23 protein-coding genes are annotated in these 22,317 nt (G+C 65.5%); 10 read left to right on the top strand and 13 right to left on the bottom strand.

Annotated elements, in window-relative coordinates; translation table 11 throughout:
* Positions 1 to 171 precede the first annotated feature (171 nt).
* The 5 genes from IPK69_06325 to IPK69_06305 all read left to right on the top strand — a co-directional run bounded on the left by IPK69_06325 (position 172) and on the right by IPK69_06305 (position 6,168).
* Positions 172 to 2,136, top strand: coding sequence for a fructose-bisphosphatase class III (locus IPK69_06325; protein ID QQS10232.1), 1,965 nt, complete (start codon positions 172 to 174; stop codon positions 2,134 to 2,136).
* A 747-nt stretch (positions 2,137 to 2,883) separates the two neighbouring features.
* Positions 2,884 to 3,492, top strand: coding sequence for a transposase (locus IPK69_06320; protein QQS10231.1), 609 nt, complete (start codon positions 2,884 to 2,886; stop codon positions 3,490 to 3,492).
* Positions 3,493 to 4,006: 514 nt separating this feature from the next.
* Entirely contained in the window at positions 4,007 to 4,279 is a 273-nt protein-coding gene (locus IPK69_06315; GenBank protein ID QQS10230.1) for a hypothetical protein, read from the top strand.
* 269 nt (positions 4,280 to 4,548) lie between these two features.
* Positions 4,549 to 5,115: a hypothetical protein gene (locus IPK69_06310; GenBank protein QQS10229.1), complete on the top strand. Its 567-nt coding sequence runs from the start codon at positions 4,549 to 4,551 to the stop codon at positions 5,113 to 5,115.
* Positions 5,116 to 5,151: 36 nt separating this feature from the next.
* A complete protein-coding gene (locus tag IPK69_06305) occupies positions 5,152 to 6,168 on the top strand; it encodes a class I mannose-6-phosphate isomerase (GenBank protein ID QQS10228.1) in 1,017 nt (338 codons plus the stop codon).
* Positions 6,169 to 6,181: 13 nt separating this feature from the next.
* Here the strand turns inward: IPK69_06305 and IPK69_06300 are convergent, their stop codons facing one another.
* The 8 genes from IPK69_06300 to IPK69_06265 all read right to left on the bottom strand — a co-directional run bounded on the left by IPK69_06300 (position 6,182) and on the right by IPK69_06265 (position 13,391).
* Positions 6,182 to 7,093, bottom strand: a complete 912-nt coding sequence (locus IPK69_06300) for a DUF3299 domain-containing protein (protein ID QQS10227.1) — start codon at positions 7,091 to 7,093, stop codon at positions 6,182 to 6,184.
* Between the two features lie 26 nt (positions 7,094 to 7,119).
* Entirely contained in the window at positions 7,120 to 8,421 is a 1,302-nt protein-coding gene (locus tag IPK69_06295) for an FtsX-like permease family protein (GenBank protein ID QQS10226.1), read from the bottom strand.
* Entirely contained in the window at positions 8,418 to 9,083 is a 666-nt protein-coding gene (locus IPK69_06290) for an ABC transporter ATP-binding protein (GenBank protein QQS10225.1), read from the bottom strand. Before IPK69_06290 ends, IPK69_06295 begins: the two co-directional genes overlap by 4 nt.
* Positions 9,084 to 9,107: 24 nt before the next feature.
* Entirely contained in the window at positions 9,108 to 9,932 is an 825-nt protein-coding gene (locus tag IPK69_06285; protein QQS10224.1) for a hypothetical protein, read from the bottom strand.
* A 43-nt stretch (positions 9,933 to 9,975) separates the two neighbouring features.
* Entirely contained in the window at positions 9,976 to 10,716 is a 741-nt protein-coding gene (locus IPK69_06280) for a prepilin-type N-terminal cleavage/methylation domain-containing protein (GenBank protein ID QQS10223.1), read from the bottom strand.
* Positions 10,717 to 10,828: 112 nt separating this feature from the next.
* Positions 10,829 to 11,161, bottom strand: a complete 333-nt coding sequence (locus tag IPK69_06275; GenBank protein QQS10222.1) for a DUF2946 family protein — start codon at positions 11,159 to 11,161, stop codon at positions 10,829 to 10,831.
* A 118-nt stretch (positions 11,162 to 11,279) separates the two neighbouring features.
* The gene (locus IPK69_06270; protein ID QQS10221.1) at positions 11,280 to 11,960 is read right to left on the bottom strand and encodes a PAS domain-containing protein; all 681 of its coding nucleotides are present in this window, start codon (positions 11,958 to 11,960) and stop codon (positions 11,280 to 11,282) included.
* 327 nt (positions 11,961 to 12,287) lie between these two features.
* Positions 12,288 to 13,391 (bottom strand): hypothetical protein, encoded by a 1,104-nt coding sequence (locus IPK69_06265; GenBank protein ID QQS10220.1) that lies wholly within the window; start codon positions 13,389 to 13,391, stop codon positions 12,288 to 12,290.
* Positions 13,392 to 13,581: 190 nt separating this feature from the next.
* Between IPK69_06265 and IPK69_06260 the strand changes: the two genes are divergently transcribed.
* The 3 genes from IPK69_06260 (at position 13,582) to IPK69_06250 (ending at position 16,235) form a co-directional block, all read left to right on the top strand.
* Positions 13,582 to 13,938 (top strand): hypothetical protein, encoded by a 357-nt coding sequence (locus IPK69_06260; GenBank protein ID QQS10219.1) that lies wholly within the window; start codon positions 13,582 to 13,584, stop codon positions 13,936 to 13,938.
* Entirely contained in the window at positions 13,935 to 14,693 is a 759-nt protein-coding gene (locus tag IPK69_06255) for an SDR family oxidoreductase (GenBank protein QQS10218.1), read from the top strand. Before IPK69_06260 ends, IPK69_06255 begins: the two co-directional genes overlap by 4 nt.
* 114 nt (positions 14,694 to 14,807) lie before the next feature.
* Positions 14,808 to 16,235, top strand: coding sequence for a 2-oxo acid dehydrogenase subunit E2 (locus IPK69_06250; protein ID QQS10217.1), 1,428 nt, complete (start codon positions 14,808 to 14,810; stop codon positions 16,233 to 16,235).
* A gap of 97 nt (positions 16,236 to 16,332) precedes the next feature.
* On the opposite strand, the gene IPK69_06245 is transcribed toward IPK69_06250, so the two are convergent.
* The 3 genes from IPK69_06245 to IPK69_06235 form a co-directional block, all read right to left on the bottom strand.
* A complete protein-coding gene (locus tag IPK69_06245; GenBank protein QQS10216.1) occupies positions 16,333 to 17,673 on the bottom strand; it encodes an amino acid dehydrogenase in 1,341 nt (446 codons plus the stop codon).
* Between the two features lie 107 nt (positions 17,674 to 17,780).
* Complete coding sequence (locus IPK69_06240; GenBank protein ID QQS10215.1) at positions 17,781 to 17,939, bottom strand: small basic protein; 159 nt, start codon at positions 17,937 to 17,939, stop codon at positions 17,781 to 17,783.
* Between the two features lie 73 nt (positions 17,940 to 18,012).
* The gene (locus IPK69_06235; GenBank protein ID QQS10214.1) at positions 18,013 to 18,972 is read right to left on the bottom strand and encodes a hypothetical protein; all 960 of its coding nucleotides are present in this window, start codon (positions 18,970 to 18,972) and stop codon (positions 18,013 to 18,015) included.
* A 106-nt stretch (positions 18,973 to 19,078) separates the two neighbouring features.
* Between IPK69_06235 and IPK69_06230 the strand changes: the two genes are divergently transcribed.
* Positions 19,079 to 19,624 carry an NADH-quinone oxidoreductase subunit I gene (locus IPK69_06230; protein QQS10213.1) on the top strand — a complete coding sequence of 182 codons (546 nt, stop codon included), beginning with the start codon at positions 19,079 to 19,081 and terminating at the stop codon, positions 19,622 to 19,624.
* Positions 19,625 to 19,725: 101 nt separating this feature from the next.
* Here the strand turns inward: IPK69_06230 and IPK69_06225 are convergent, their stop codons facing one another.
* Positions 19,726 to 20,121, bottom strand: coding sequence for a hypothetical protein (locus IPK69_06225; GenBank protein ID QQS10212.1), 396 nt, complete (start codon positions 20,119 to 20,121; stop codon positions 19,726 to 19,728).
* 266 nt (positions 20,122 to 20,387) lie between these two features.
* Positions 20,388 to 21,257 (bottom strand): YceI family protein, encoded by an 870-nt coding sequence (locus tag IPK69_06220; protein QQS10211.1) that lies wholly within the window; start codon positions 21,255 to 21,257, stop codon positions 20,388 to 20,390.
* Positions 21,258 to 21,350: 93 nt separating this feature from the next.
* On the opposite strand from IPK69_06220, the gene IPK69_06215 reads away from it, so the two are divergent.
* On the top strand, positions 21,351 to 22,304 hold the full coding sequence (locus tag IPK69_06215; protein ID QQS10210.1) for a hypothetical protein: 954 nt from the start codon (positions 21,351 to 21,353) through the stop codon (positions 22,302 to 22,304).
* The last annotated feature ends 13 nt before the right edge of the window (positions 22,305 to 22,317 follow it).

The following is a 22,317-nucleotide window of genomic DNA, read 5'->3' as shown; positions in this document are numbered from 1 at the left end:
TGAATCCCGGAAGCCTCGCGTGGAAATGGGGTGGAATCCGGAGTTTCGGCCTCACCGGGTGTTGCCCAGATTCCCAGATCGTTCTCGTGAGGGACGCCCGAAAACCCCGCCCATACCCTGACGTTCCGCCCTTGCCGCGACCCCACGACTCTTTGGACAGGACTCATTCCCGTGCCCACGAATCTCTCCGCCGACCGTCTCGCCCATCTTCGCGCCCTCGCCTCGCAGTTTGGTTCCGCCGAGGACGCGATCACCGAGGCCGCGGGCCTGCGCGCCAGCCTCTCGCTCCCCTCGACGACGGTGCACGTCATCTCCGACGTCCATGGCGAGGACGCGAAACTGCGGCACGTGCTGAACAACGCCTCGGGCGCGCTGCGCATCCTCGTCGATCAGGTGCTGGGCGATCGCCTGAAGCCCGACGAGAAGCAGATCTTCATGGCCGTGCTGTATTACCCGCGCGAGGCGATCAACAAGTACTCGCGCGAGATCGTCGAATCGGGGCGGCGTCTGGCGTGGGTGCAGGAGACGCTCACGCGCCAGTTCGAGATCGTCCGCGTGCTGCGCGCGCGATACCGGCGTGTGCACTTTGAGCGACTGCTCCCCACGTGGTACCGAGAGTTGTTCGTGGAACTGGGGAGCGCGCAGCGCCCCGAGTACATCAAGCAGATGATCGCGGGGCTGGCCGTGCACGATCGGGATTGGGGCGCCGTGCGAGCAGCCGCGCGCCTCATTCGCAACCTCGCCATCGGCGAACTCATCGTCGCGGGTGATCTGGGCGACCGCGGCCCGCGCATCGACCGCGTCATCGACACGCTCATGCGACAGCCGAAGGTCTCGCTCCTGTGGGGCAACCACGACATGATCTGGCTGGGGGCGTACCTCGGCCACGAGGCGTGTCTGCTCACGACGCTGCGATTCTCGGCTCGGTACCGTCGTGCCGCCCAGTTGGAAGAGGGATACGGCATCCTCACGACGCCCCTCGAGCGTCTCGTGCGCGATGTGTACGGCGACGACCCCGCCGAGCGCTTCACGCCCAAAGGCGAGGGACACCGAGACCCCCTCATGGTCGCGCGGATGCAGAAGGCGATCGCCATCATGCAGTTCAAGAGCGAGGGGCAGATGCTCGAGCGTCGCCCCGAGTGGAACCTTGCGCACCGCCGGTTGCTTCATCGAATCAAGTTTGAAGGAACAGGGAAGAGCCGCAAGGCCGTGGCCATCGAGTTGGAGACGCCGAGCGGGACAAAGTCGTACGCCCTGCTCGACCAGAACCTCCCCACGATCGACCCGCAGAACCCGTACGCGTACTCCCCCGACGAGCAACTCTGCCTCGATCGCCTGAAATCCTCCTTCACGCGCTCCATGCGCCTGCGCGAGCACATGGACTGGCTCGTCCGCCGCGGCAGCATGTGGACCCGGCGAGACGATGTCCTGCTCTTCCACGGCTGCGTCCCCGTCGATGAGGCCGGGCACCCGCTCGGCCTCATGGTCGATGGAAAGGAGCGGAGCGGACGCGAACTCATGGACGCCCTCGGCTCGGTCGTGCGCCGGGCCTTCCGCAAGCGCTGGTTCGCGATGGACGAGGATGGCGACTGGCTGTGGTACCTCTGGGGCGGCCCCCGCTCCCCGCTCTTCGGCAAGGACAAACTCGCCACCTTCGAGACCTACTTCCTCGCCGAGAAGGAGACGCACAAGGAGCACAAGAACGCGTACTTCGATCTCATCCACGACGCCGGCTTTGTAAGAAACATCGGCAGGCTCTTCGGCTGCGGCGAGGACGTCCTCATCGTCAACGGGCACGTCCCCGTGAAGATCGAGAAGGGCGAGCACCCGGTCAAAAAGGGCGGCAACGCCATCACCATCGACGGCGCCTTCAGCGAGGCCTACGGCGACCGCGGGTACACGCTCGTCTTGAAGCCCGATCGCATCGACCTCGCCGAGCACGCCAAGTTCGACGGCATCGACGCGACGATCACCCGCGGGGCCGACATGGTCCCCAAGATCGAGACGATCCGGACCTACCAGAAGCCCCGCACGGCGCGCGACACCGAGGAGGGCGCCCACATCGAGCGCTCGATCGCCGATTTGGACGCCCTCGTGCAGGCGTATTACGAGGGCCTGATCACGCAGGAGGCATGACCGCGCCGACGGCGGCCCGTCCAACGCGCGTTCTGACGCGCCGGACGCGAGAAATCGCCCTTTCCAGCCCGCCAGCGGGGTCCGCGTCCGAGAAGGTGATGGCTGGCACAGAAAAAGTCGCCGCTGGCGCTCGTCCATTGCCTCATCGCGCTCGGGGATGAGCGAATGGAACTCCTCCATGAGCCGCTCGCGGCGGTCCATCGGTCGCTGGCGCTCCGCCACCGGCTACTCGCGCTCCTCCACTTGCCACTGGCGCTCTCCTACTCGACGACGCCCAAGCGCTCTCGGCATATGGAACCACGCGATCCGACGATGGAGCATCACCATCCGAATGTGGGGTCTCGCCATGGGCCAATGTGGGCGCCGATCTGTGCCTGCGGCGGGGTGCCCCGAGACGATGGCTGTCGGGTGTTCCGAGGCCATTCCTGCTTTGGGCCATCGCACCGCGCCTCGGAGGCTCAAACGCTCAAGCGCGGGGCGGACCCGGGGGCGTGGCACTGATCTCACGTCACCGTGCCACTGAAGTCCGGCTCCTCCGGACTTCAGTGCGTTGGACGTCGTGAGTCCGCTCGGGTCCGAACGTCACTGGCTGACGGGCACTAAAGTCCGGGAAGTCATAGAGATTGGTGTCGGGTGGTGTCGGGTGGTGTTGGGTGGGGGTGGGTTGGGGGTGGGGCGGGGGTGGGGCGGGGTAGACAAGGAACGGCCGGACGTCGGTGGCACGATCGGCCGTTGCTACACTGCCTCATGCCCCACCGCACGACGATGCGTCGGCGTGAAACCGATGGTGGGGCCAGGTTCCTTACATTCTCCTGCGACCATCGTCAACCGCTGCTGGCCCGCGAGGGCGTGCGCGATCTCTTCTCCGCGTGTCTCAAGGCGGCCCGGGAGCGTCACGGGTTCGACCTCTTCGCGTGGGTCGTGATGCCCGAGCACGTCCATCTGCTGATCCGGCCGATTCCGGAAACAACGGTCGAGACCATCCTCCGCTCGCTTAAGATCGCCGTGGCAAGGCGGGTTCTCTCTATGGCCCCGACCCTGTTGCCCTTCCAACCCGAGATCGCCCCGACGGCCGACGGCTCATGCACCGCAGCCGGTCGCCGTCCGCGATTCTGGCAGCCAGGGGGCGGATTCGATCGCAACGTCCGCGACGAGTTCGAGTTCTTCCGGACGGTACATTACATCCACCACAACCCCGTGGAGCGCGGTCTTGCCACGCGTCCCGAGGAGTATCCGTGGAGCAGCGCCCGATGGTGGACGGCGGTGCGCGAGGGGAGCACCCAAGATCTGCCCGGCTCTTGCGTGGAGTGCGACCCGTTTCCAGGCAAGGGATGGTGGAGGACGGGGCCCCCGTGACCACCACGACCCGTGCCACCAAAGTCCGGATCTTCCCGTTGTTTCACGTCTCTCTCTCCGGACTTTGGTGCCGTTCGCGCCGGTGACGCTCAAGCCCGCCTGTGCTCATCGTGACACACGCACTGAAGTCCGGAGGAACCGGACTTCAGTGGCACGGGAACACGAGTTCAGTGCCACGCCCCCGTGCGATTCGGGCACGCCCTCAACGGGAGCGTGAACATCTCCACGTTCCAGGAGCCGAACTCCTCGAAGTCGGGCAGCGAGGGCCGGTTGGCGGCCTAATCCCGCCTGCACTCATCTTCCACGAGAGTGGTGATCGCCCGGTGAGGGCGTGAGCCGATCGAGAGCACTTGCAGGAACAACATCGACCCGGCTCGGGAGCACTTCCGGGCCGGGTTTCGTATTTTGGTTGGTGCTTACCCCGCGTTGAGGTCTGACACGGCTGGAGCAGCGAAGGGGTTGGTGGCTCGAGGGGGACAGGGGCGTAGAGGGGGGCTTGGGGGTAGAATGGCCGATGCGGGTGGCGACGGCTGCCCGCGATCGGGGCTTTTGTGCCGGGGTCATCCCGGGGCGTGAGCCGAATTTCCAGCAAGGGAGGCCGGGCGTGGAAGCATACGAGCGCATCAAGAGGATCTTGGCCGAGCACGAGGACGACCTGCAGAAGGCCGAGGGCGGGAACAAGGCCGCCGGCACGCGGGTTCGCCAGGCGATGCAGGACGTGAAGAACGCCGCCCAGGAAGTCCGGCAGAAGATCCTGGACATGCGAGACACGTCCAAGGCGTCGTGAGATCGGCGAGTCGGCGGCATGAGTCCGGATCGTGTTCGGGGAGACCCGAGTCGAGCCGGATTTGGCGCCCCCACGCCGAGCAGCATGGAAGCGACGCGGCCTCGACGACGGACGCGGCGGTGTCCCCCTGCCGCGAGTTTGCGCGGGGGGGCGGGGGGGGGAAGGAGCGCGCGCGGGGCATCATCGTGTGTGAGGATGATCTCGTCCTCGGGCGAGGCTTCGACAGATTGTGGAACGTGACGAGAGACAAACCTGTTTGACCTAAACCCATGAGTCACGCCGTATCGAATCCTTCGCCGCGTTCGGATGAGCCTGGCTCGTCCGCGGGTGGTGAGCCTGCGGCCTCGAAGCACGAGCCGATCTTTGATCTTTCGGGCGTCGATCTCGGTGCGTGCCGGGCGGACAAGGACGAGATTGCGCGTTGGAACCAGCACCGGGGCGTGATGGCGCTGGTGGACAAGGTCGTCTGGCTAAGCGACGACCTGACGCGGGGCGTGGGGCTCAAGCACATTCGCCACGACGAGTTCTGGGTGCCGGGGCATTTCCCCGGCAAGCCCATGTATCCCGGCGTGCTCATGATCGAGTCGGCGGCCCAGTTCGCAAGTTACATGTTCAGCGTACGGAAAGGCAAGCCGACACTCGCGGCGTTCCTGCGGATCGAGGACGCGGCCTTCCGCAACATGGTCGTGCCCGGCGATGACCTGGTGATCCTGAACCAGAACATGAAGATGCAGCGGAAGCGGTTCGTCTGCCGAGTGCAGGGGCTCGTGGGCGTGGGGACGAGTGCCGAGCGGATCGCGTTCGATGCGACCGTGAGCGGCATGGCGCTCGAGTAAGTGTGCGTTCGGTCACAGGCCGCAGGGAGCGTGGTCATGCCCCAGCCCTATCCATTGATCTTCGAGCCGATCCTGATGGACAAAGTGTGGGGGGGCGATCGCCTGCGCGCCTTCGGCAAGAAGGTGGACGAGGGCGCGAAAGTTGGCGAGAGTTGGGAACTCGCGGACCTCGCCAAGACCTCGGCCTCGGGCGCGGGCGGCGGGGCGAAGCGGTCGGAGATCAGGAACGGGCCGCTCGCGGGGAAGGACATCCACTTCGCGATCGGGCTGTGGGCGGACAAGTTGCTCGGGCGGCGCAACCGCGGCGGGTTTCCGCTCCTCATCAAGTTCCTCGATGCACGCGAGAACCTGTCGGTCCAGGTCCATCCGAGCCAGGCGTATGCCGCGTCGCATCCGGACGCGCACCTCAAGACCGAGTGCTGGTACGTGCTGAGCGCCGAGCCTGGCGCGAAAATCTACAAGGGCGTGCGCGTGGGCGTGACCCCCGATTCGTTCAAGTCCCGGATCGCGAGCGGTGAGGTGAAGGACGATCTCGAGGCCGTGGACGCCGTGGCGGGGGAGTGCCACGTTCTGCCGAGCGGGACGGTGCACGCGCTGGGGGCGGGTGTGCTGGTGGCCGAGGTTCAGACGCCGAGCGACACGACATTCCGCGTCTTCGACTGGGGCCGGTCCGGGCGCGAGTTGCACATCGATCAGGCGATGGAGTGCATCGAGTTCGCGCGGGCGCCCGAGGCGACGCGGTTTGATCCCTCATCGGGCGATCGGACGAGACTGGTGAAGACGCCGTTCTTCTCGCTGGACGAGGCTCGCCCGAGTGCCGGAAAGAGCATGGACCTCGTCGCGCACGGCGAGGGGCACGCGATCGCGCACGGCCCGCTGGTGGTCATGGTGCTGGCGGGGAGCGGGACGATCGAGGCGCTCCCGGCACGGGCGCGGTTCGAGTCGGTGCCGGTGACGATGGGGGAGACGGTGCTGATTCCCGCGGCACTCTCGAACGGCACGAAGTTCACGGCAAGCGTAGACGCGACAATCCTGATCGCGAGCGTGTGCTAAGCCGAGAAACGGATCAACTCCCGCCGAAGTTTCCGAACTCGCCGGGCTTGAGGGCGGCATCGTCCATGATGTACAGGCCCACGAGCCAGTCGCCGACGGTGTACGGCTTCACGCCGAGGATGCCGCTGACCGTGCCGGAGACGGCGAAGCGGTCGTCGCCCTTGACGGCGGTGTTGGTCTGGACCTCGATGGCGTCGAAGGGCGTGGGTGGGACGCCGATGCAGCACCCGTCCCACTGGTTGAGCATGACGATGTATTCCTTGGGATCCTGCACGTAGAGAGGAAAGGCGACGTAGCCCGTAATCGTCACATGCTTGCCATCGAGCATGGCGACAGCACTGGGCATTTGCCGCTTGCCCTCGCGCGGGTTGTAGAGTTTCTCGGCCGAAGTCAACAATTCCCAGGTGATCTCGTAGGGCTTCTCTTTGGTGCCGTCGCCCTTGATGACGAAGCGGTCATCGACAAGGAGCGAGCCGTCGGGCTTCTTCTCGAACTTGGAATCGATGATGGTGAAGGGCTTGGCGGGGGCGTCGGGCTTGGCGGAGTTCTCTTTGCCTGTCGGAATGCCCGGATCGCTTGTGAGTGGTGGTGCGGCTGGAGTCGTTGGAACGGGATCAGGCTTCACGAGAATCGTCGGAGCCTGGGTCGTGTTGTCGGTCGTTGGCTTCGCGAATACAACATCTTCGGACGAACGGTTATCAATGGCTGGCGTCGCAGGCGACGGCTTGGTGACGGCTTTGGGCGCATCGGTGGTGCTTGTGGCCGGAGTTGGCACCCTCGGTGGTATCTCGGATTCGTGCTCCTTCGCGATGATCTCGCCGTTGGTGTCCGTGATCGACGGCGAGGTCTCGCGCTTGCCGGGCATGACAAGGGCGACGCCGAGGGCAATCGCGAGCAGCACCAGAATGGACCAGAAGATCTTCAACGCGGCATTCCTTTGGGCATGCAATGCTAGCCGATGGGCCTGAGATTCTTGGCGACGCTCGTGCGATAGGCCACGAGTGCAGGAATGATCCCGGCAAGACAGGCAAGCAGGACCGTGGCGAGGGCGACGCCCAGGACCACGCGCGGATCGGGGCGTGGAGTGATCACCAGGCCCAGTTGCGTCCTCATTGCGCCCGCGACCAGCACGCCCGCCGCCAGGCTCACGACGACGCCCGCGATGGCTCCGATCACGCCCAGGAGCGCCGACTCGGTGAGCACGAGCGAGAAGATTCTCGCCCGGCTCGCGCCCAGCACGCGCAGGATCGCGATCTGACGCCGTCGCTGCTCCATGGAGTTGTAGAGCGCGAGCATGATCGCGATAGCGCTCGAGAAGACCACCACGATCGCCATCGCGACGAGGACGCGATCGACGCTGGAGACGATGCGGAAGAGGTTCTTGATCTGATCGGCGGGGCTGGCGACGGTGAACGTGCCGCCGCGTCGGAGCGAGTCGAAGACCTGCGGCAGGTTGGCGGGCGTGTTGGAGCCCGCGCGAGTAGCGAGCCGGACATAGGCGACATTCAGCAGTTGATCGGCGGGAGTGAGATCCTGGGCTGTCGTGGTCGTGATCGAGGGATCGTCGCGCTCGCGGCGGTCGTGGGCGTGGATGATCCACGTGCTGGTGAGATCGGTGAAGATGGCGCGGTCGTGGCTCCCGCCGGTGGGCGCAAGGATGCCAACGACGGTGTACGCGAAGTCGGAGTGCTCGTGAGGTTTCATGGCGTTGGCGTCGCCGAGTTGACGTGATTGCGCGATGCCATGGGTCAGGAAGAGTCGATCGCCCAGCCCGACGCCGGTAGCCTTGGCGACGGCGCTCCCGAGGACGACTTCGAAGGGCTTATCGAACGCTCGGCCTTGCTCAAAGCCCCACGCCTCGCCCGGATTCGGCTTGAACTTTGTGAAGAACTCGGGCGTGGTCGCCGTAACGGGAAAGCCGCGGAAACTGTCGCCCTGTTGGAGAGGGATGCAGTACCCAGTGTCACCCAGGGGGAGCGAGGCCTTGAGGCTCTCAAACTGGTCGAGGGTCATCGATCGCTTGGGTGGATCGGCGTAGAAGACGCTGGAGAGAACTGAAATCAGCGGGCTGGACTCTCGGCTGACGAGCAGGTGCATGTCGCCGCTGCCTCGCTCAAAGGCCGAGGCGGCTGAAGCGCGAAGCACGAGAAGAACCAGCAGGAGCGCAACCGCGACGGCGACCGTCAGCGAGGTCGTGACCGTGGAGAAGAGCCGCGTGCGTAGGCTCCGAAGGATGATCGTCCAGTCGCTCATGCCGAGCCTCCGAGTCGTTCCCGGCGAGTGAACCGATCCGCCATCGACGGATCATGGCTGACGCAGAGGAGCGCGGCGCCCGAATCCCTGCACGCGTTCTGGATGAGATCCATCGCAGACGCGGCATTCTCGGGGTCGAGGCTCGCGGTCGGCTCGTCGGCGAGGACGAGCGCGGGCCGCGTGCTCACGGCCCTCGCGACGGCGACGCGCTGCTGCTGCCCGATGCTGAGCGTCTCAACGGGAGCGTTGGCACGCTCGATGCCGAGGCGCGCGAGAAGGTCGCGCGCGAGCGACGCGTGCTCTTTCGCTGGGATCGCGGAGAACATGAGGGCGGCAAGGATGTTCTCGCTCGCCGAGAAGCCCTGGAGCAAGTTGAACGTCTGAAAGATCATGCCGAGATGGGCGCCGCGGAATCGGTCGCGGGCCGCCCCTTGGAGAGAGTGGATAGTGGTGCCGGCGATCTCGATGGTGCCGGAGGATGGATCGAGAAGGCCGGCGATGAGTTGGAGGAGCGTGCTCTTGCCCTTGCCCGATGGCGCGGTGAGGAGGACCTGCTCGGCAGGCTCAAGAGAGAGCGCGGGGAGCGAAAGCGTCCAGCGCGGCTCGCCCTCGCGCTGGACGTGACTGAACTGCAGATCTCGGATGTGAAGTGCCGTTTTCAAGGCTGGACTCTACACCCCGTGGGATCAGCAACCAAGGTTGAATCGAGCAAGGAAGTAGAGAAGATCGTCGATCGTGACGCCGCCGTCGGGTGTGCCCGTGTTGGTGCCGTCGTCGAGATCGGCTTCGATGGAGCCGGTGCTGAAGATTGCCAGGTAGTAGAGGAGGTCGTCGATGGTGACGCCACCGTCGGGCGTGCCTGTGCCGGTGCCGTCGTCAAGGTCGGCGGGGCAGGACGGCGTCACGACGACACGGAGGTAGTCGATCGCTTCATCATGGACCCCCTCGTCGTCGCTCTGGTTGAAGACGATCCAAAATGGCAGCGAGTCCTCGATCGACGGATCGGACGAGAAGAGTTGGAGTTCCATCGCATAGACGCCGACGTCGGCGGGCGACTGGATGGTGTAGCCGAGGTGGCGGTGCCACTCGCCGAGTGAGTTGACGCTGAGCGAGAAGCCCTCGATAACGCCGGGCGTGGTCTGTGTGTCCACGCTGAGGGGGCCGAACTCGATGTGAAAAGTAGACGGCGAGACCGTGTCGAAGTTCCCGTTGTTCCAGAGCATGACGGGGGAGAGAACACGGAATCCGATGGTGGAATCGGGCGGAAAGGCACTCTCGAGAGAGTCGAAGCCTGGTTCATCGGTGTACAGGGGCGTGGTCTCGCCGAGTTCGCTGGCAAAGACACGATCGGGTGACGGCGGCTCCGCGTCGGGGAGCAAGTTGGTCCGGATCGTGGAGTCTTCGATCGTGAGCAGGATGTCGCCCGCGTGCTGCGCGAGCGTCATGGGCGCGAGCGCTGTGGCGGCGGTGGCCATGGTGAGCATGCTGAACGTGTGAAACTTGGAGTTCATGGTGGGTTCCTCAATGGATCGAAACGACCGTGCGCGAGCACGATCAGGGTGAGGCGAGTGGATGGAACGAGTTGTGCGACCAATCGGTGTAGACATTCCGGAACGGATGTGACGCGGCGTGACCGTCGAGGTAGCCCCAGTTGGAGACGGCCGCGGTGGAGGCGGGATTGCCGCCCCAGGCCGCGATGTCGATCTGGGTCGAGGCCCGTGTCGCCGAAACGTCGCCCGAGCCCCAGTTCTCGATGTGCGTGTGATCGGAGACGGCAAAGTCCCCGGTCTTGGTCATCAGCAGAAACTGGGCGGTTCGTTCGGGGGAAGGGATCTTCTGGAGCCGGTCGAAGGGCTCTTTGGGTGAGAGTCCCGGGTTGAAGGTCCGGGAGAGAAGGTTGTTCATGCCATAACTGGTTTGTCGGGGTTGCCCGTTGATCGTGAGGCCCTGTCCGCCCGCGGATGTGGGCCAGTAGGGGCTTTTATCACCGGGCGATCGGATCGCCAGGGGAGTGCCGTAGTAGTCGGAAAGGGTGTTGACCCACGAGAGTTGGGGTGCGCCCGATCCTCCGTGCGCCAGTCCGACGTCGACAAGGAAGCCCTTGTTGGCGTCGGCATACAGCGTCTGAGCAGTCTCGAGGGATCGCAGGTTCGCCAGGCAGACCGTCTGCCGCGCCACGCGTCGCGCGTTGGCGAGCGTGGGCAGGAGTAGCGAGATGAGCAGAGCGATGATGGCGATGACGACGAGCAACTCGATCAGCGTGAACGCGCGCGAGCGCGCACTCATGGGAGGCATGGGACCACTCCGAGCATGGGCATGGCATGCTGGCGCGTGCGAAGACGCGTCGGCATGAGCCACATGGATTGTGGATGAGATGTGAGAATGGACCGACGAATCGAGCGGGCGATCAGAGCATCGGCGGGCCGCGTGGTCGCGGAAGGGCGGGCGCGAGGCCCACGAACGAGACGGTGGTCTCGGGAATGACGAGTGATGCCGCGAGAATGGGCGTGAGCGAGGGCGCGGCACCAGGCATCACCCAGGTGTTCGGGAGGAAGGCGAGCAGAGCGCACAAGGGGCAGTCGTGACCCTCCGGGGCGTCGTGCTCGTGGTCCTGTGGGTGATCGGTTTGGGCGTGCTCGGCGTGATGGTGAGAGTCGCAGACGAATGGCTGCGTGTCGTGGTCGTGCGTGTGGGTGAGCGGCGCAAGTATCGCAACCCACGCCGAAAACACGGCCGCCACAACGCCGAGCCACGAGGAGCGAGTTCTCAAGCGTTCACAACGCATGGGAGAGTCAACGATAGCCTGGCGTCCAATGAGGAACTCGCCGGGCTTTGTGATGCTGTCTTGGAGGATCGCGTTACGCTTCGGGAGAGTCGTCGATCTCGTCGTCGGTTGAGGCCTCGACGATGCCGGCCCCGATGGCAATCCGGGCGAGTTCGACGCGGTTGTTCGCGCCGAGTTTGTTGCCTAGGGAGACGCGGTGCCACTCGACGGTCTTGACGCTGCGGTGGAGTTTCTTCGCGATCTGCTGGGTGGAGAGCCCGGCCCCGATAAGGCGAAGGATCTGGAGTTCACGATTGGTAAGTTGGGCGAGAGCGCCAGAATCGTCGACGCGCGCGCGGACGACACTCTGATCGTCGGCCGGAGTCTGCACAGGATCGGCGGGTGTGGCGACACGCGAAACAAGGAGGACCCGACGGCGATTGAGTTGATCGAAGGGGAACGGGCGGACGACCATGCGGACCCAGCGGCCCTGGATCATGCCATCCACGGTGATCGGCCGGCCGGTGGTGGCCGCCTCGCGGACGAGGTCGATGCGCTCGCGAGCGATGGCTTCGTCCCATAACTCGCGGAGATTCCGCCCGACGAGTTCATGGGCCGGTCGTGTAGCCCATTGGGCGGCAAGCCAGTTGGCAAAGACGATGGTGCCATCAGGTTCGACGACGATGACACATGATGTCGTGTCGTCGGTAAGCGCGGCCCAGACAGGCTCCATGGTCTCGGGGATAAAGAGGCTGGCGGGCGCGTATGTGGTCATGGCTGGTATGGCTGTCATCACGGCATGATCCAAGGGTTTTGCTGGAGTTGTCGCGAGTATTGGCGACAGCAGTAACCCAGCGAAACCCTGTGGGAGATCGTCTCACGTCAGAGTGGATTCGTCAACTCGATTTGTTGAATTACGCGCGAATATCGCGTGATTGGAACGCTTACAGGTCCGCGTGTGGGGCCCGAAGTCTCACTGGTGTAACCCTTTGGGACTAGCGCAAACGTAGAGTACGCCGAGTCGACCACGCGAATGAGCGCGCGATCCTAAACCCATGAGGAGACCTTGGTCGGGAGCACAACCAGAACACTCAGGGCGGCGTTATTGGGCTTTGGCAGCGGTTGAGAACTCTTGTGCGAGTTGCGAGTAACGATTCGCGGCGGCGGGATCCTTAAAGACGAGACGCTTCGAGACGTCGTCCACGCGCCAGGATCCCCAGTTGGCCTTGAGGAAGTTGAGGAGCCGGACGCCCGCCTTGGCGAAGGTGATGTGCCTCTCGATGGCGAGTCTCTCAACGTCGAGGTTGAGTTGCTTGACGGTGGAATCCACGAGGTCGGAGAGTTCGGCCTCAGGGGCGCGGGCCTCGCGATAGGCGATGCGGAGTTCGCGATCGAGTTTGTCGAGTTGACCCAGGGCGTCTTCGGCCCGGGTCTGGAAGGCCTCGAGGCGCGCGACGCGCTCGCCCATGTCGTTGGCGTCGGCGACGCTGGCGAGATTCATGAGTCCCTTGGGCCCAAGGGTCAGTCGGTCGTTGTCGAGTTCGCCGGTGAGCGAGCCGACGCGCTGGGAGGCGTCGGCGACGATGCGGATGGAGTCCTCGTGGGAGAAGGGGCCTCGTGCCTTGGGATCGGAGGGGGTGATCACGACCTTGCCATTGGGCGAGGTGACCGTGGCGTCGGTCGGCGAGGGCCTCTGGTAGTCGGCGCGCCAGGGGCCGGCGTTGGCGGACTGGGGCGAGACGAGTTGCTGGGCGATGCGCTCATCGAGGGCCTGGGCGAGGGGGTGCCCGGTGCCGGCCGCGGTGTTGAAGACGGTCATGCCGCCGAGGAGAAGGCAGGTGAGGGCGTTGCCGACGGCGTTGTTCTTCGCAAAGAGGATGTACGCGAACCATCCGACGAGAATGAAGGCAACGGTGGAGACGATCCAGAAGAGCACGACGTTGGTGAAGAGGATGGAGATGCTTCCCCAAGCCTCGGTGGGCATGAAGAAGAACTTGCTGCCCAGAGCGAGCGCGGCGAGGAAGAGCGTGGCGGTGTGGATATGGAACCCGCCCTTGGGATCCGCAGTGGGGTCGGGGACGTTGGGGACGCGCGGGTGGCGCGACATGGAGGGGAGCGGCGGCGGACCACCGGCGGCGTTGGTGGTGGGAAGGTTGGGCAGGCCCGGAGTGCCGGCGGGAGCGTTGTTCGGGGACTGGGGAATCACGTGAGAACCTCCACGGTGGCCCGTGGTCGTGTCGGGCCGCTCGACGTGAAGATCGGCGAGGTGGTGCTGTTCCATCGCCGGGGCGGGGGAAAACACCGACGACACGCGGGGCGCGATCGATCCAGTCGGCACGCCCGAACGGGACGCTCGGAGTTATGGGAGCGCCCGCGTGGCGTCAGTATGATGAGACATGCAGGGGCCGACCAGTCAGGAATCACCGGCATCCACGACCTCAGCGGACCGAGATCGCAAGATCGCGTCGCTCCGTTGGCTGGCGGTTGTTCTCGGTTCCACAGTTGTGGTGATCGTCGGGCTTGTGGGCCTGTTGCTCATGCTCCGCCGGGGGTCATGGGAGCGCGGGGGTGGCGGCGGGCGCGATGTTGGTCGAAAGAACGGGACGCCAGACATGACGCAGTCCGGGAAGGCGGACGTGTGGCGGGAGTCGGCGCGAAGGGTCGAGCCGATGAGCGTCGAGGATCTCAAGAGCCAGTTCGCGGAGGCACCATCGACAGATGACGCGGGCGATTCCAAGGAGGGGCGATCGTGAGCCGCGGGCATGCGCTGGTGACGGGCGGGGCGAGGCGTGTCGGTCGAGCGATCGCGTTGGAGTTAGCGCGGGCCGGGCTTGATGTGACGATCACGTTCGATCGGTCGGCGTCAGACGCGAAGGCGACGGCCGAGGCGATCTCGGCACGGGGTGTCCGCGGTGAGTCTATCGCATTCACGCTCGATGATCCGAAACGCGTGCATGAGGCGTGCGTGGATCTTGCCGCGCAATGGGAGCATGGGCGCGGGCTGGATGTGTTGGTGCACAACGCGTCGGTCTATGGCCCGATGGCGGTAGGAGCGATGGATGCGGGCGACGCCGAGCGTGTGATGCGCGTGAACGCGATCTCGCCCCTCGTGATGACGGCGGCGTTCGCGGGCCTGCTCTCCAGATCCAAACTCGAGGGCGGCGGATCGGTCGTGGCGATGGCGGACATCCACGCGATGGGCCGGCCCCGGCGGGATCACGCGGCATACTCGATGTCGAAGGCGGCACTCGTCGAGATGGTGCGGAGCCTGGCGCGGGATCTGGCGCCGAAGGTTCGAGTGAACGCCGTCGCGCCCGGTGTGGTGGCGTGGCCTGAACGTGGTGCGGAAAGTGATCGGGCCATGCAGGAGGCGTATCTGTCGCGCGTGCCGCTGGGCCGGGCGGGGACGGTGGAGGATGCGGCGGAGGTTGTGCGTTGGCTGGCCCTTGAAGCGCGGTATATCACGGGCGAGATCGTGCGGGTGGATGGCGGTCGGTGGCTGGCGTGAGTGGTGAGCCGGACCGATTCCGGGACTCTTGAGACAGACCAAACCCCGCCTCGGAGAGACCAGCCACTTGGTGGGCCGTGCCACTTTCAGGGGTCGTGGCTCTACACTTGGGCTATGGCGCACCACAAGTCCGCGGACGTGAACGAGTTCATCCTGCCCGACCTTGGCGAGGGGGTCCATGAGGCCGAGTTGATCAAGTGGCGGGTGAAGCCCGGCGACACGGTCGCGGAGCACGACATCCTCGCGGAGATGGAGACCGACAAGGCTTTGGTCGAGGTCCCCAGCCCGCGTGCGGGGACGATCAAGGAACTCCACGGCAGCGAGGGCGAGACCCTGAAAGTCGGCAACGTGCTCGTGACGTACGAGGGTGGCGGGGGAGCGAGCAAGGGCGCCGAGTCGCGGCAGGTGGAGCAGAAGCCCGCGATCGCGCCGCGGAATGTGATGGACCATGTCCCCGAGCCGGCCGCTCGTGAGGACGCGGGGACAGTGGTGGGGAGCATGAGCGGCGAACTGGCGGGGATGAGCGCGGGCGGCAAGGCCCTGGCGACGCCGGCGGTGCGGCGGCTGGCGCGCGATCTCGGCGTCGATATCGATTCGGTCGCTGGGAGCGGGATCGGCGGGCGCGTGCTGGAGAAGGACGTGCGGGCAGCGATGGGGGGATCTGGCGGATCGGTGCATGCAGCCCATGCCGGAAACGGGCGTGCCGTCGCAGCACCAATCGCGCCGGCGCGAACGCCCGCACCGTCTCGACCGGCGAGCATCACGCCCCCATCGACGCACACGGTCACGCGTTCGAGCGCCCCGGCCGGACCATCGGCCGACGAGATCACACGGATTCCGTTCCGTGGCGTGCGTCGCACGATCGCGAATCGTTTGCGCGAGAGCATCAACCAGGCCGTGCACTTCACGGTGATGGACGAGGCGGACGTCTCGGGCCTCGACGGGCTTCGCCGTCGTCTCGCCGGGGCGAGCGGCGAGAAGGTCTCGTTCCTGCCGTTCGTCGCGTCGGCCGTGGCTCGCGTGCTGGGGCAGAGCCAGTTCCGCGCTCTCAACGCGACGGTTGAGGAGAAGCCGGGTGATTCCTCGAGCGACGCGTTCATCGTGCAGCATCGCAGCGTGCACTTGGGGATCGCGACGGACACGGAGAACGGGCTGATGGTGCCGGTGATCCGAGATTCGGACCGGCTTGGCGTGCTGGAGTTGTCGCGGTCGATCGGGGCGATCGCGGAGTCGGCACGAAATCGCTCGATCCCGCGCGATCAGTTGATGGGCTCGACGTTCACGATCAGCAACGTGGGGAGCCATGCCGGTCGCTTTGCGACTCCGGTGATCAACTATCCGGAGGTGGGAATCCTCGCGGTGGGCCGAGCGCGCGAGGGGATGGTGGTGACCAAGGGCTCGTTCCGCGCGGGGCTGCTGCTGCCCTTGAGTCTGGCGTGTGATCACCGCGTCGTGGATGGGGCAACGGCGGCGTTGGCGCTGGCTGAGATCGTCCGGCTGTTGCAGGAGCCCGATGGTTTGCTGACGCCGGCGCGCGGATGAGCGCGTTTGGTGGCCCGCCTCTCCGAGGCGGGTATCTTTGCGTTATGTATCCCTGCTCAAGAATCCAGAAGACCCGCCTCGGAGAGGCGGGCCACCTTCAGCGTTCTGGAACGAAGATCGTGTACGCGTGGTCGAGCAGGCCCGAGTTGCTCGGATACCCCGCGAGCATCTCATCGACGGCGGCATCGATGGTCTTCCTGCAGTCGTCGAGGATGGCGTTCGCGTCGGTCTTGCCGCCCTTGTTCATGAGGTAGGCGAACGCGCGGGCCATGCCGCAGTTCGCGATGAAGTCGGGGATGATCGCCATGTGCTGGTCGGCGACGCGCTGGACCTTGAGCATGTCGCCGACCCACGAGACGAGATCGCCCTTGCTCTGGTCGGCGTGGAAGGGGTTGTTGGCGCCGCAGGAGACGACTTTGACGCCCCGCTTCTTGAGCATCTCGACGCGCTCGAGGGTGATCGTGTGCGAGGCGCCCGCGGGGATGAAGATCTCCGCGTCGTGGGCGAAGATGGCGTCTGGGCCGGCGGTGTCGGAGATGAAGGGCTTGTCCTTGCTCGGCGGGGCGATCGTCGTCCCATCGCGCGAGGTAATGAGGCTCAGGACGTCGAGACCCTTGGGGTCGACCGCGGTGCGGATGCCGCCCTGGCTGTTGCGTGAGGAAGTGGCGATGACCTTCACGCCCAGATGGTGCAGGTAGTACGCCGCGAAGGCGCCAACGGCACCGAAGCCCTCGATGATGGCGCGCTGGCCCTTGAGGGGTGTGCCGCGCACGTGGGCGAAGCGCTCGATGGCGCGGACAACGCCAAGACCCGTGATGACGTCGGCGATCATCCACGCGCCGGCACGGATGCCGGGGAGATCGCGGAGATCGACGCGCGCCTCGACGCCGTGCTTCAGGCGATCGATCTTGGGCGCGGGGCCCTCGCCATCGGCCTGATAGACGCTGTGCCCGCGAGCGATGCCCTCCTGAGGGTGGATGTTGCCGACTTCCTCGGCGATGTACTTGGTAGCCTCGGAGACCTCATCGACGCCGACGTCGCCGCCCGTGCCATAGCAGTGCTTGAGGTAGGGGGCGACGTGCTTGTACCAGCGGCGGAGGACGCCCTCTTTCACGGCTGCGGGGCAGTGGGGATCGAAGTCGATGACGGACTTGCCGCCGCCGATCGCGGGGCCGGCGACGTTGAACTTGGTCGCCATGGTTTTGGCGAGGAAGACGGCTTCCTCGCGCTTGCCGCCGGCGCGCATGCGTGTGCCGCCGCCGGCCGCGCCTCCACGGAGGGAGTTGATGGCGAGCCACCCACGTGCGCTGGTCTGGTCGTCATGCCACTCGACGACGATGGCGGGTGGGGCGGAGAAGAAACGCTGATATCGCTCGAACCCGTCGCCCGGAGTGGTGGTCCGGCTGGGTCGCGCGGCGGCGGCGGGTGCTGCGGTCACGGCTTGCTCTCGCGGGTTCGGGGTCAAGGAAAACACACACGACCCCGTGCCTCGTCGTTCGAGCAATCAGGATCGAGGACGGATGAGCGTAATGAACGGTCCGCGACTCAGCGCCCGGTGAGCGTCTTGGGGATGCCCAGGGCCTTGTCCTTTTTGGGGTCGAACTTCTTGTCGGCGGTCATCTTGGCGATGCGCTCGGCCCGGGTGAGGACGGAGCGCTTGCCGGAGAGGTTCTTGGAGACGCGGAGGGACGGATCGAGGCTCATGACAAACTCCAACAGACGGGCGATGGGCGGCCAAAGAGCCGACCGTGATATCGAGCGTGGACCCTGAGGGGACTCACCCCTGGGGGTCGAAGCGTTCCCAATTTGAGGACCGGAAGTTGGAGGTGCCCCGGCGTTCGCGTTGCCAGCGGGTGCCGAGGTCGTTGAGCGTGCGGACCAACTCGGTGCGTTGGGCCTGGCTCCGGCTGTAATCCTTGCCTCCGGGGAAACCCGGGAGGGCGTAGAGGCGGTAGCGGTCCTGACTTGGGTCAGCATTGTTGGAGCGCGAGGAGGCCGGGTCGAGGGGAAGGGCGAAGGCTTTCACGGAGTTCTGGGCGAGGAAGGCGATCGCGTCCTCGGCCTTCTCACGCGTCAATATGGCGAGGGCGAGGTAGTTGCTCCCCGGCTCACGCGGGTCGGCGAGTTGGGTCCCGGCGTGGGTCAGGATCGGACTAGCCGATGGCGGGAGGTTTTGTGGGGGCTTTGGTTGGGTCTCGCCGTTGCCTTGGGGCTGGATCGGCGGCTGAGGCTTCTGTTGATTCGGGATGGGCTTGGGGCTGGTGCCGGGGTCCAGGTCTCCTGGCTCTTTGATCGAGTTCGTGTCCGGCGGCGGGGTGAAGCCGATGAGTTCCTTCTCGGTGTCCTTGCGCCCCATCGAGTAGGCAATCACCCAGACGAGAACGATGGCGATGGCGATCCCGGCGATCCCAATCCACAGGGCGTTGCGCGGGAGGAGCATGGTGTGCGCGCTCAGACGCTCACGGAATGTCGCTGGCTCGGCGTCGCTGAAGGCCTGATCGATGGCTTCGGCGTCGAGAGGGGCGTCGAGGTCGGTCTCTGCGGCGGGCGCGGCGATCGATTCGGCGAGATCCGTCTCATGTTCATGATTGGTTTGCGGCTTGGGCTGGAGTTCGACGCCGATGACGGGCTTATCGCCGGACCAGCGGGCGCGCTTTGACTCCGCGTGCTCGCGGAGTTTCTGGTCTGCTCCGGCGACCAGGTCGAAGAGCGGGCGTTGTCCCTTCCCTGGGGGCATACGGGAGGATCGTACCACGGGCGCTCGCGGGATGCGTGGAAACCGCGCGTGAATCGTGTGGCGAAATAGGCGGATTTGTCGGGTGGCGGTCCGCTACGATCGACCCATGGCGATCCGCGACACCGATGTTCTGCCCATCCAGCCGGCGGCGATGAAGTCCTCCGAGGCCGTGTACATCCCGGCGATCGTGAAGGGGTTCGGGACGACGATGCGTCACTTCTTCACGTCGTTCGGGCAAGGCCGGACCAGCCGGACGATGCAGTACCCCGAGCAGCGCCGGGAGCACCTCCCCGTGGAGCAGGGCGGGCAGAACGCCAGCAACTTCCGCGGCGTGCACCGCCTGAACCGCGACGAGTCGGGACGTGTGAAGTGCGTGGCCTGCATGATGTGCCCCACGATCTGCCCGGCCCGGTGCATCCACATCACCGCGGGCGAGAGCCCCTGGGAGGACCGCGAGAAGTATCCGGTGAAGTTCGAGATCGACGAACTCCGCTGCATCTTCTGCGGCATGTGCGAGGAGGCGTGCCCGGTCGACGCGATCGAACTCACGACCGAGTACGACATCGTCGGGGCGTCACGCCAGGAGATGGTCTTCGACAAGGAGAAGTTGCTGCACGTGTACGACGTGACGATCAGCAAGAAGCCGATGTGAGCGTCGTCTCGGCACGGCATCGTTGGGAGCGCGACTCAGGAAATGAAAAGACCCCGCGATTCGCGGGGTCTTCTGCATTGTGTGAGTATGGCAAACGCGAGTTAGTCGCAATACCACGTGGAGCGGTGGCTGCGGTAGTAGCCGCCGCGGTAGCCGCTGGAGTGGCGTGGGGCTGAGTAGGAGGAGCTGTAGGAGTTCTCGTAGTAGTAGCCGCCGTCGGAGTAGCCGCCTCCCCCGCCGTAGTAGGATCGGCCGCTGTATCGGGCGTTCTGGTCGCCGAGGATGGCGCCACCGAGGCCGCCGATGAGGGCGCCCGCGGCCGCACCCTTGCCCATGTTTCCAGAGAGGCTGCCCAGGCCCATGCCGACGAGTGAGCCGGCGGCGGCCCCGGAGAAGAAGCCTTGGCCAGCGTTGTTGCAGCCCGTGGCGCCAACGAGGAACGTGGCGCTGACTATGGCGATGAGTGAGCGACGCAGTATGGATCGATTGGTGTTCATGGCAAACTCCTTCCCGAAAACGAGCGGCCCCCCAAAGGGCGAACGTCCGACACTGGCCAAGTTGCCCTTGGCTTCGCGTGTCCTTTCCGGTGGCTGACGCCGCCTTGGGATTGGATGCGGGCCGAGGCTAGTGGTTCCAAACAATAAATCGAACGAGTTAGTGATTGGCAACAGAAATCTGCGCATTTCACTTAACGTCCGATAATGTGGCGACGTGCCGGCGTACACCGCGCTTAGGACGCACGGCGTGGAGTGATATCCCGGCATTACTCGGGCTTTGTGGGCGACTCGATGCGAGTCGCGGGAATGGAGCCCGGGGTGGGTGCTGCCGCTGCGGGTTTGGTGCGGTCGGTCTGGTTCTCGGGGGGGACGGTGGACATGCCGAGGTTGAGGTTGCACTCGATGGTGGGCGCGAGTTTGCCCTCGAGGCCGGCGGCCTTGATGCGGTCCTCGGTGATGCCGAAGTCGGCGAGCGTGACCTTGATGGAGGTTCGGAGGCTGATGACGTCGCCATCGAAGGCGAGTTTTGTGAGGTCGGACTCTTCGCGGGCGGAGGCGGTGGCCTCGAGCGTCAGGGACTTGGTGACGCCGGCGAGCGTGAGTTCGGTGTCGAGCGTGGCCTTGAAGGCCTTGACACTGTCGATCTTGGACTCTATGGGCTTGAGTTCGGCGGGCTTGGTGAGGCGAAGGACGATCGTGGGGTTCTTCTCGGCGTCGAGGAGGGTCTTGAGAGCGGCGTTGTGCTCGGCGGTAGCGGTGGCGATCTTGTCCACGCTCAGGTGCCACTCGCCGGACTGGAACGCGGCGGGTTCGGTGACGGGGCCGGCGACGAGGAAGCCGATGACGTGGATGGTCTTGGCGGTGATCTTGTTGGTTGGCGTGGTGGAGGTGATGGAGAGTTGGTGGAGCGTGCCGGTGAGGGCGTAGTAGAGGGTGCCCTTGGTGGCGAGGTCCTTGGGGACGACGAGGGACTTGCCCGAGGGGGCGGTGTCGAGGGGCTTGGTGGCGACGGGTTGGGCGAAGGCCGAGGCGGCGAGGAGCAGCGAGGCGAGCGCGAGGCTCTGGCCCGAGAAGATGCCGAACGCGGGACGGTTGGCGGCGAGGGCGAGGCGGGAACGGCGGGTCGAGGCGTGCATCAAAACTTCTCCATGGATGTGCTTGTGCCTGGTTCGGCGTGCATCGAAGTGTAGTGTTGTTGGGTCCGGGGGTGGGTCTTTGGAGATTGACGCATGCGTGGGATGAAGTGGCGGGTGTTTGGAGCGGTGCTGACGGCGTCGGGCATGGTGGCTCTGGCGGATGATCCGCCGGCGACACCGGTGACTGCGCCACAACCTGCTTCCCAACCCGCACCAGCGTCGGCACCTCAGCCCGGCGGCGACGGGCCGGTGGTGGATCCGATGCTCGTGGATCATGCCCGGGTGGTGGTGCCGGTGGTCGTGGAGGATGTGCGGAAGATCACGACAGCGGACGAGTTGCTGTGGGCGCTCGAGACGGCGGACAAGAGCCTGAACACGCTGACGGCGGAGGTCGTGTGGACGAAGGAGTTCGGGCTGGGGGGCGATGCGCACGTGCGGAAGGGGCGGCTGTTCTATCGCGATACGCGCGAGCATCGCGAGCCTGGGGTCGTTGTCGATCAGAAGGGGACGCGGTCGTTCGCGGCGACGTTCGATGAACTGACGATCGGCAGCCGGCATGAGAAGGAGCTGAAGCACTATGTGTTCGATGGGACGTGGCTGGCGGAGAAGGAGCCGGGCGAGCAGCGGATGACGCGGACGAAGATCGCGGGCGAGGCGAGGCGGAGTGATCCGATGCGACTGGGCGAGGGACCCATGCCGATCCCGATCGGGCAGCGGCGCGAGGACATTCTGGCGCGGTATGAGGTCTCGCTCTTGCCGGCGGAGGAGGGCGTCGAGGACGAGGCATCGAAAGCCTTTGTGAAGGGGTCGTATCAGATGCGGCTGGTCTCGAAGGACGCGCAAGCGGAGCACTCGGTGATTCGGTTGTGGTACAAGCCGGCGGCAGACGCGAAGGACGCGGCCTTGATCCCGCGGATGGCGCGGGCGGTCTCGCGGGCGGAGAACATCGACGTGATGCAGTTGGTAGGGGTGGAACTGAATCCGAAGATCGAGGAGGGGGTCTTTTCGACGTCTCCCGTGGAAGGGTGGAAGGTGATCGAGCAGTAGGCCGATGAGTATG

It is taken from the genome of Phycisphaerales bacterium, from assembly GCA_016699835.1.
GTDB lineage: Bacteria > Planctomycetota > Phycisphaerae > Phycisphaerales > UBA1924.
The sequence above is the reverse complement of the archived record's forward strand: the minus strand, read 5'-3'. Positions and strand labels throughout refer to the sequence as shown.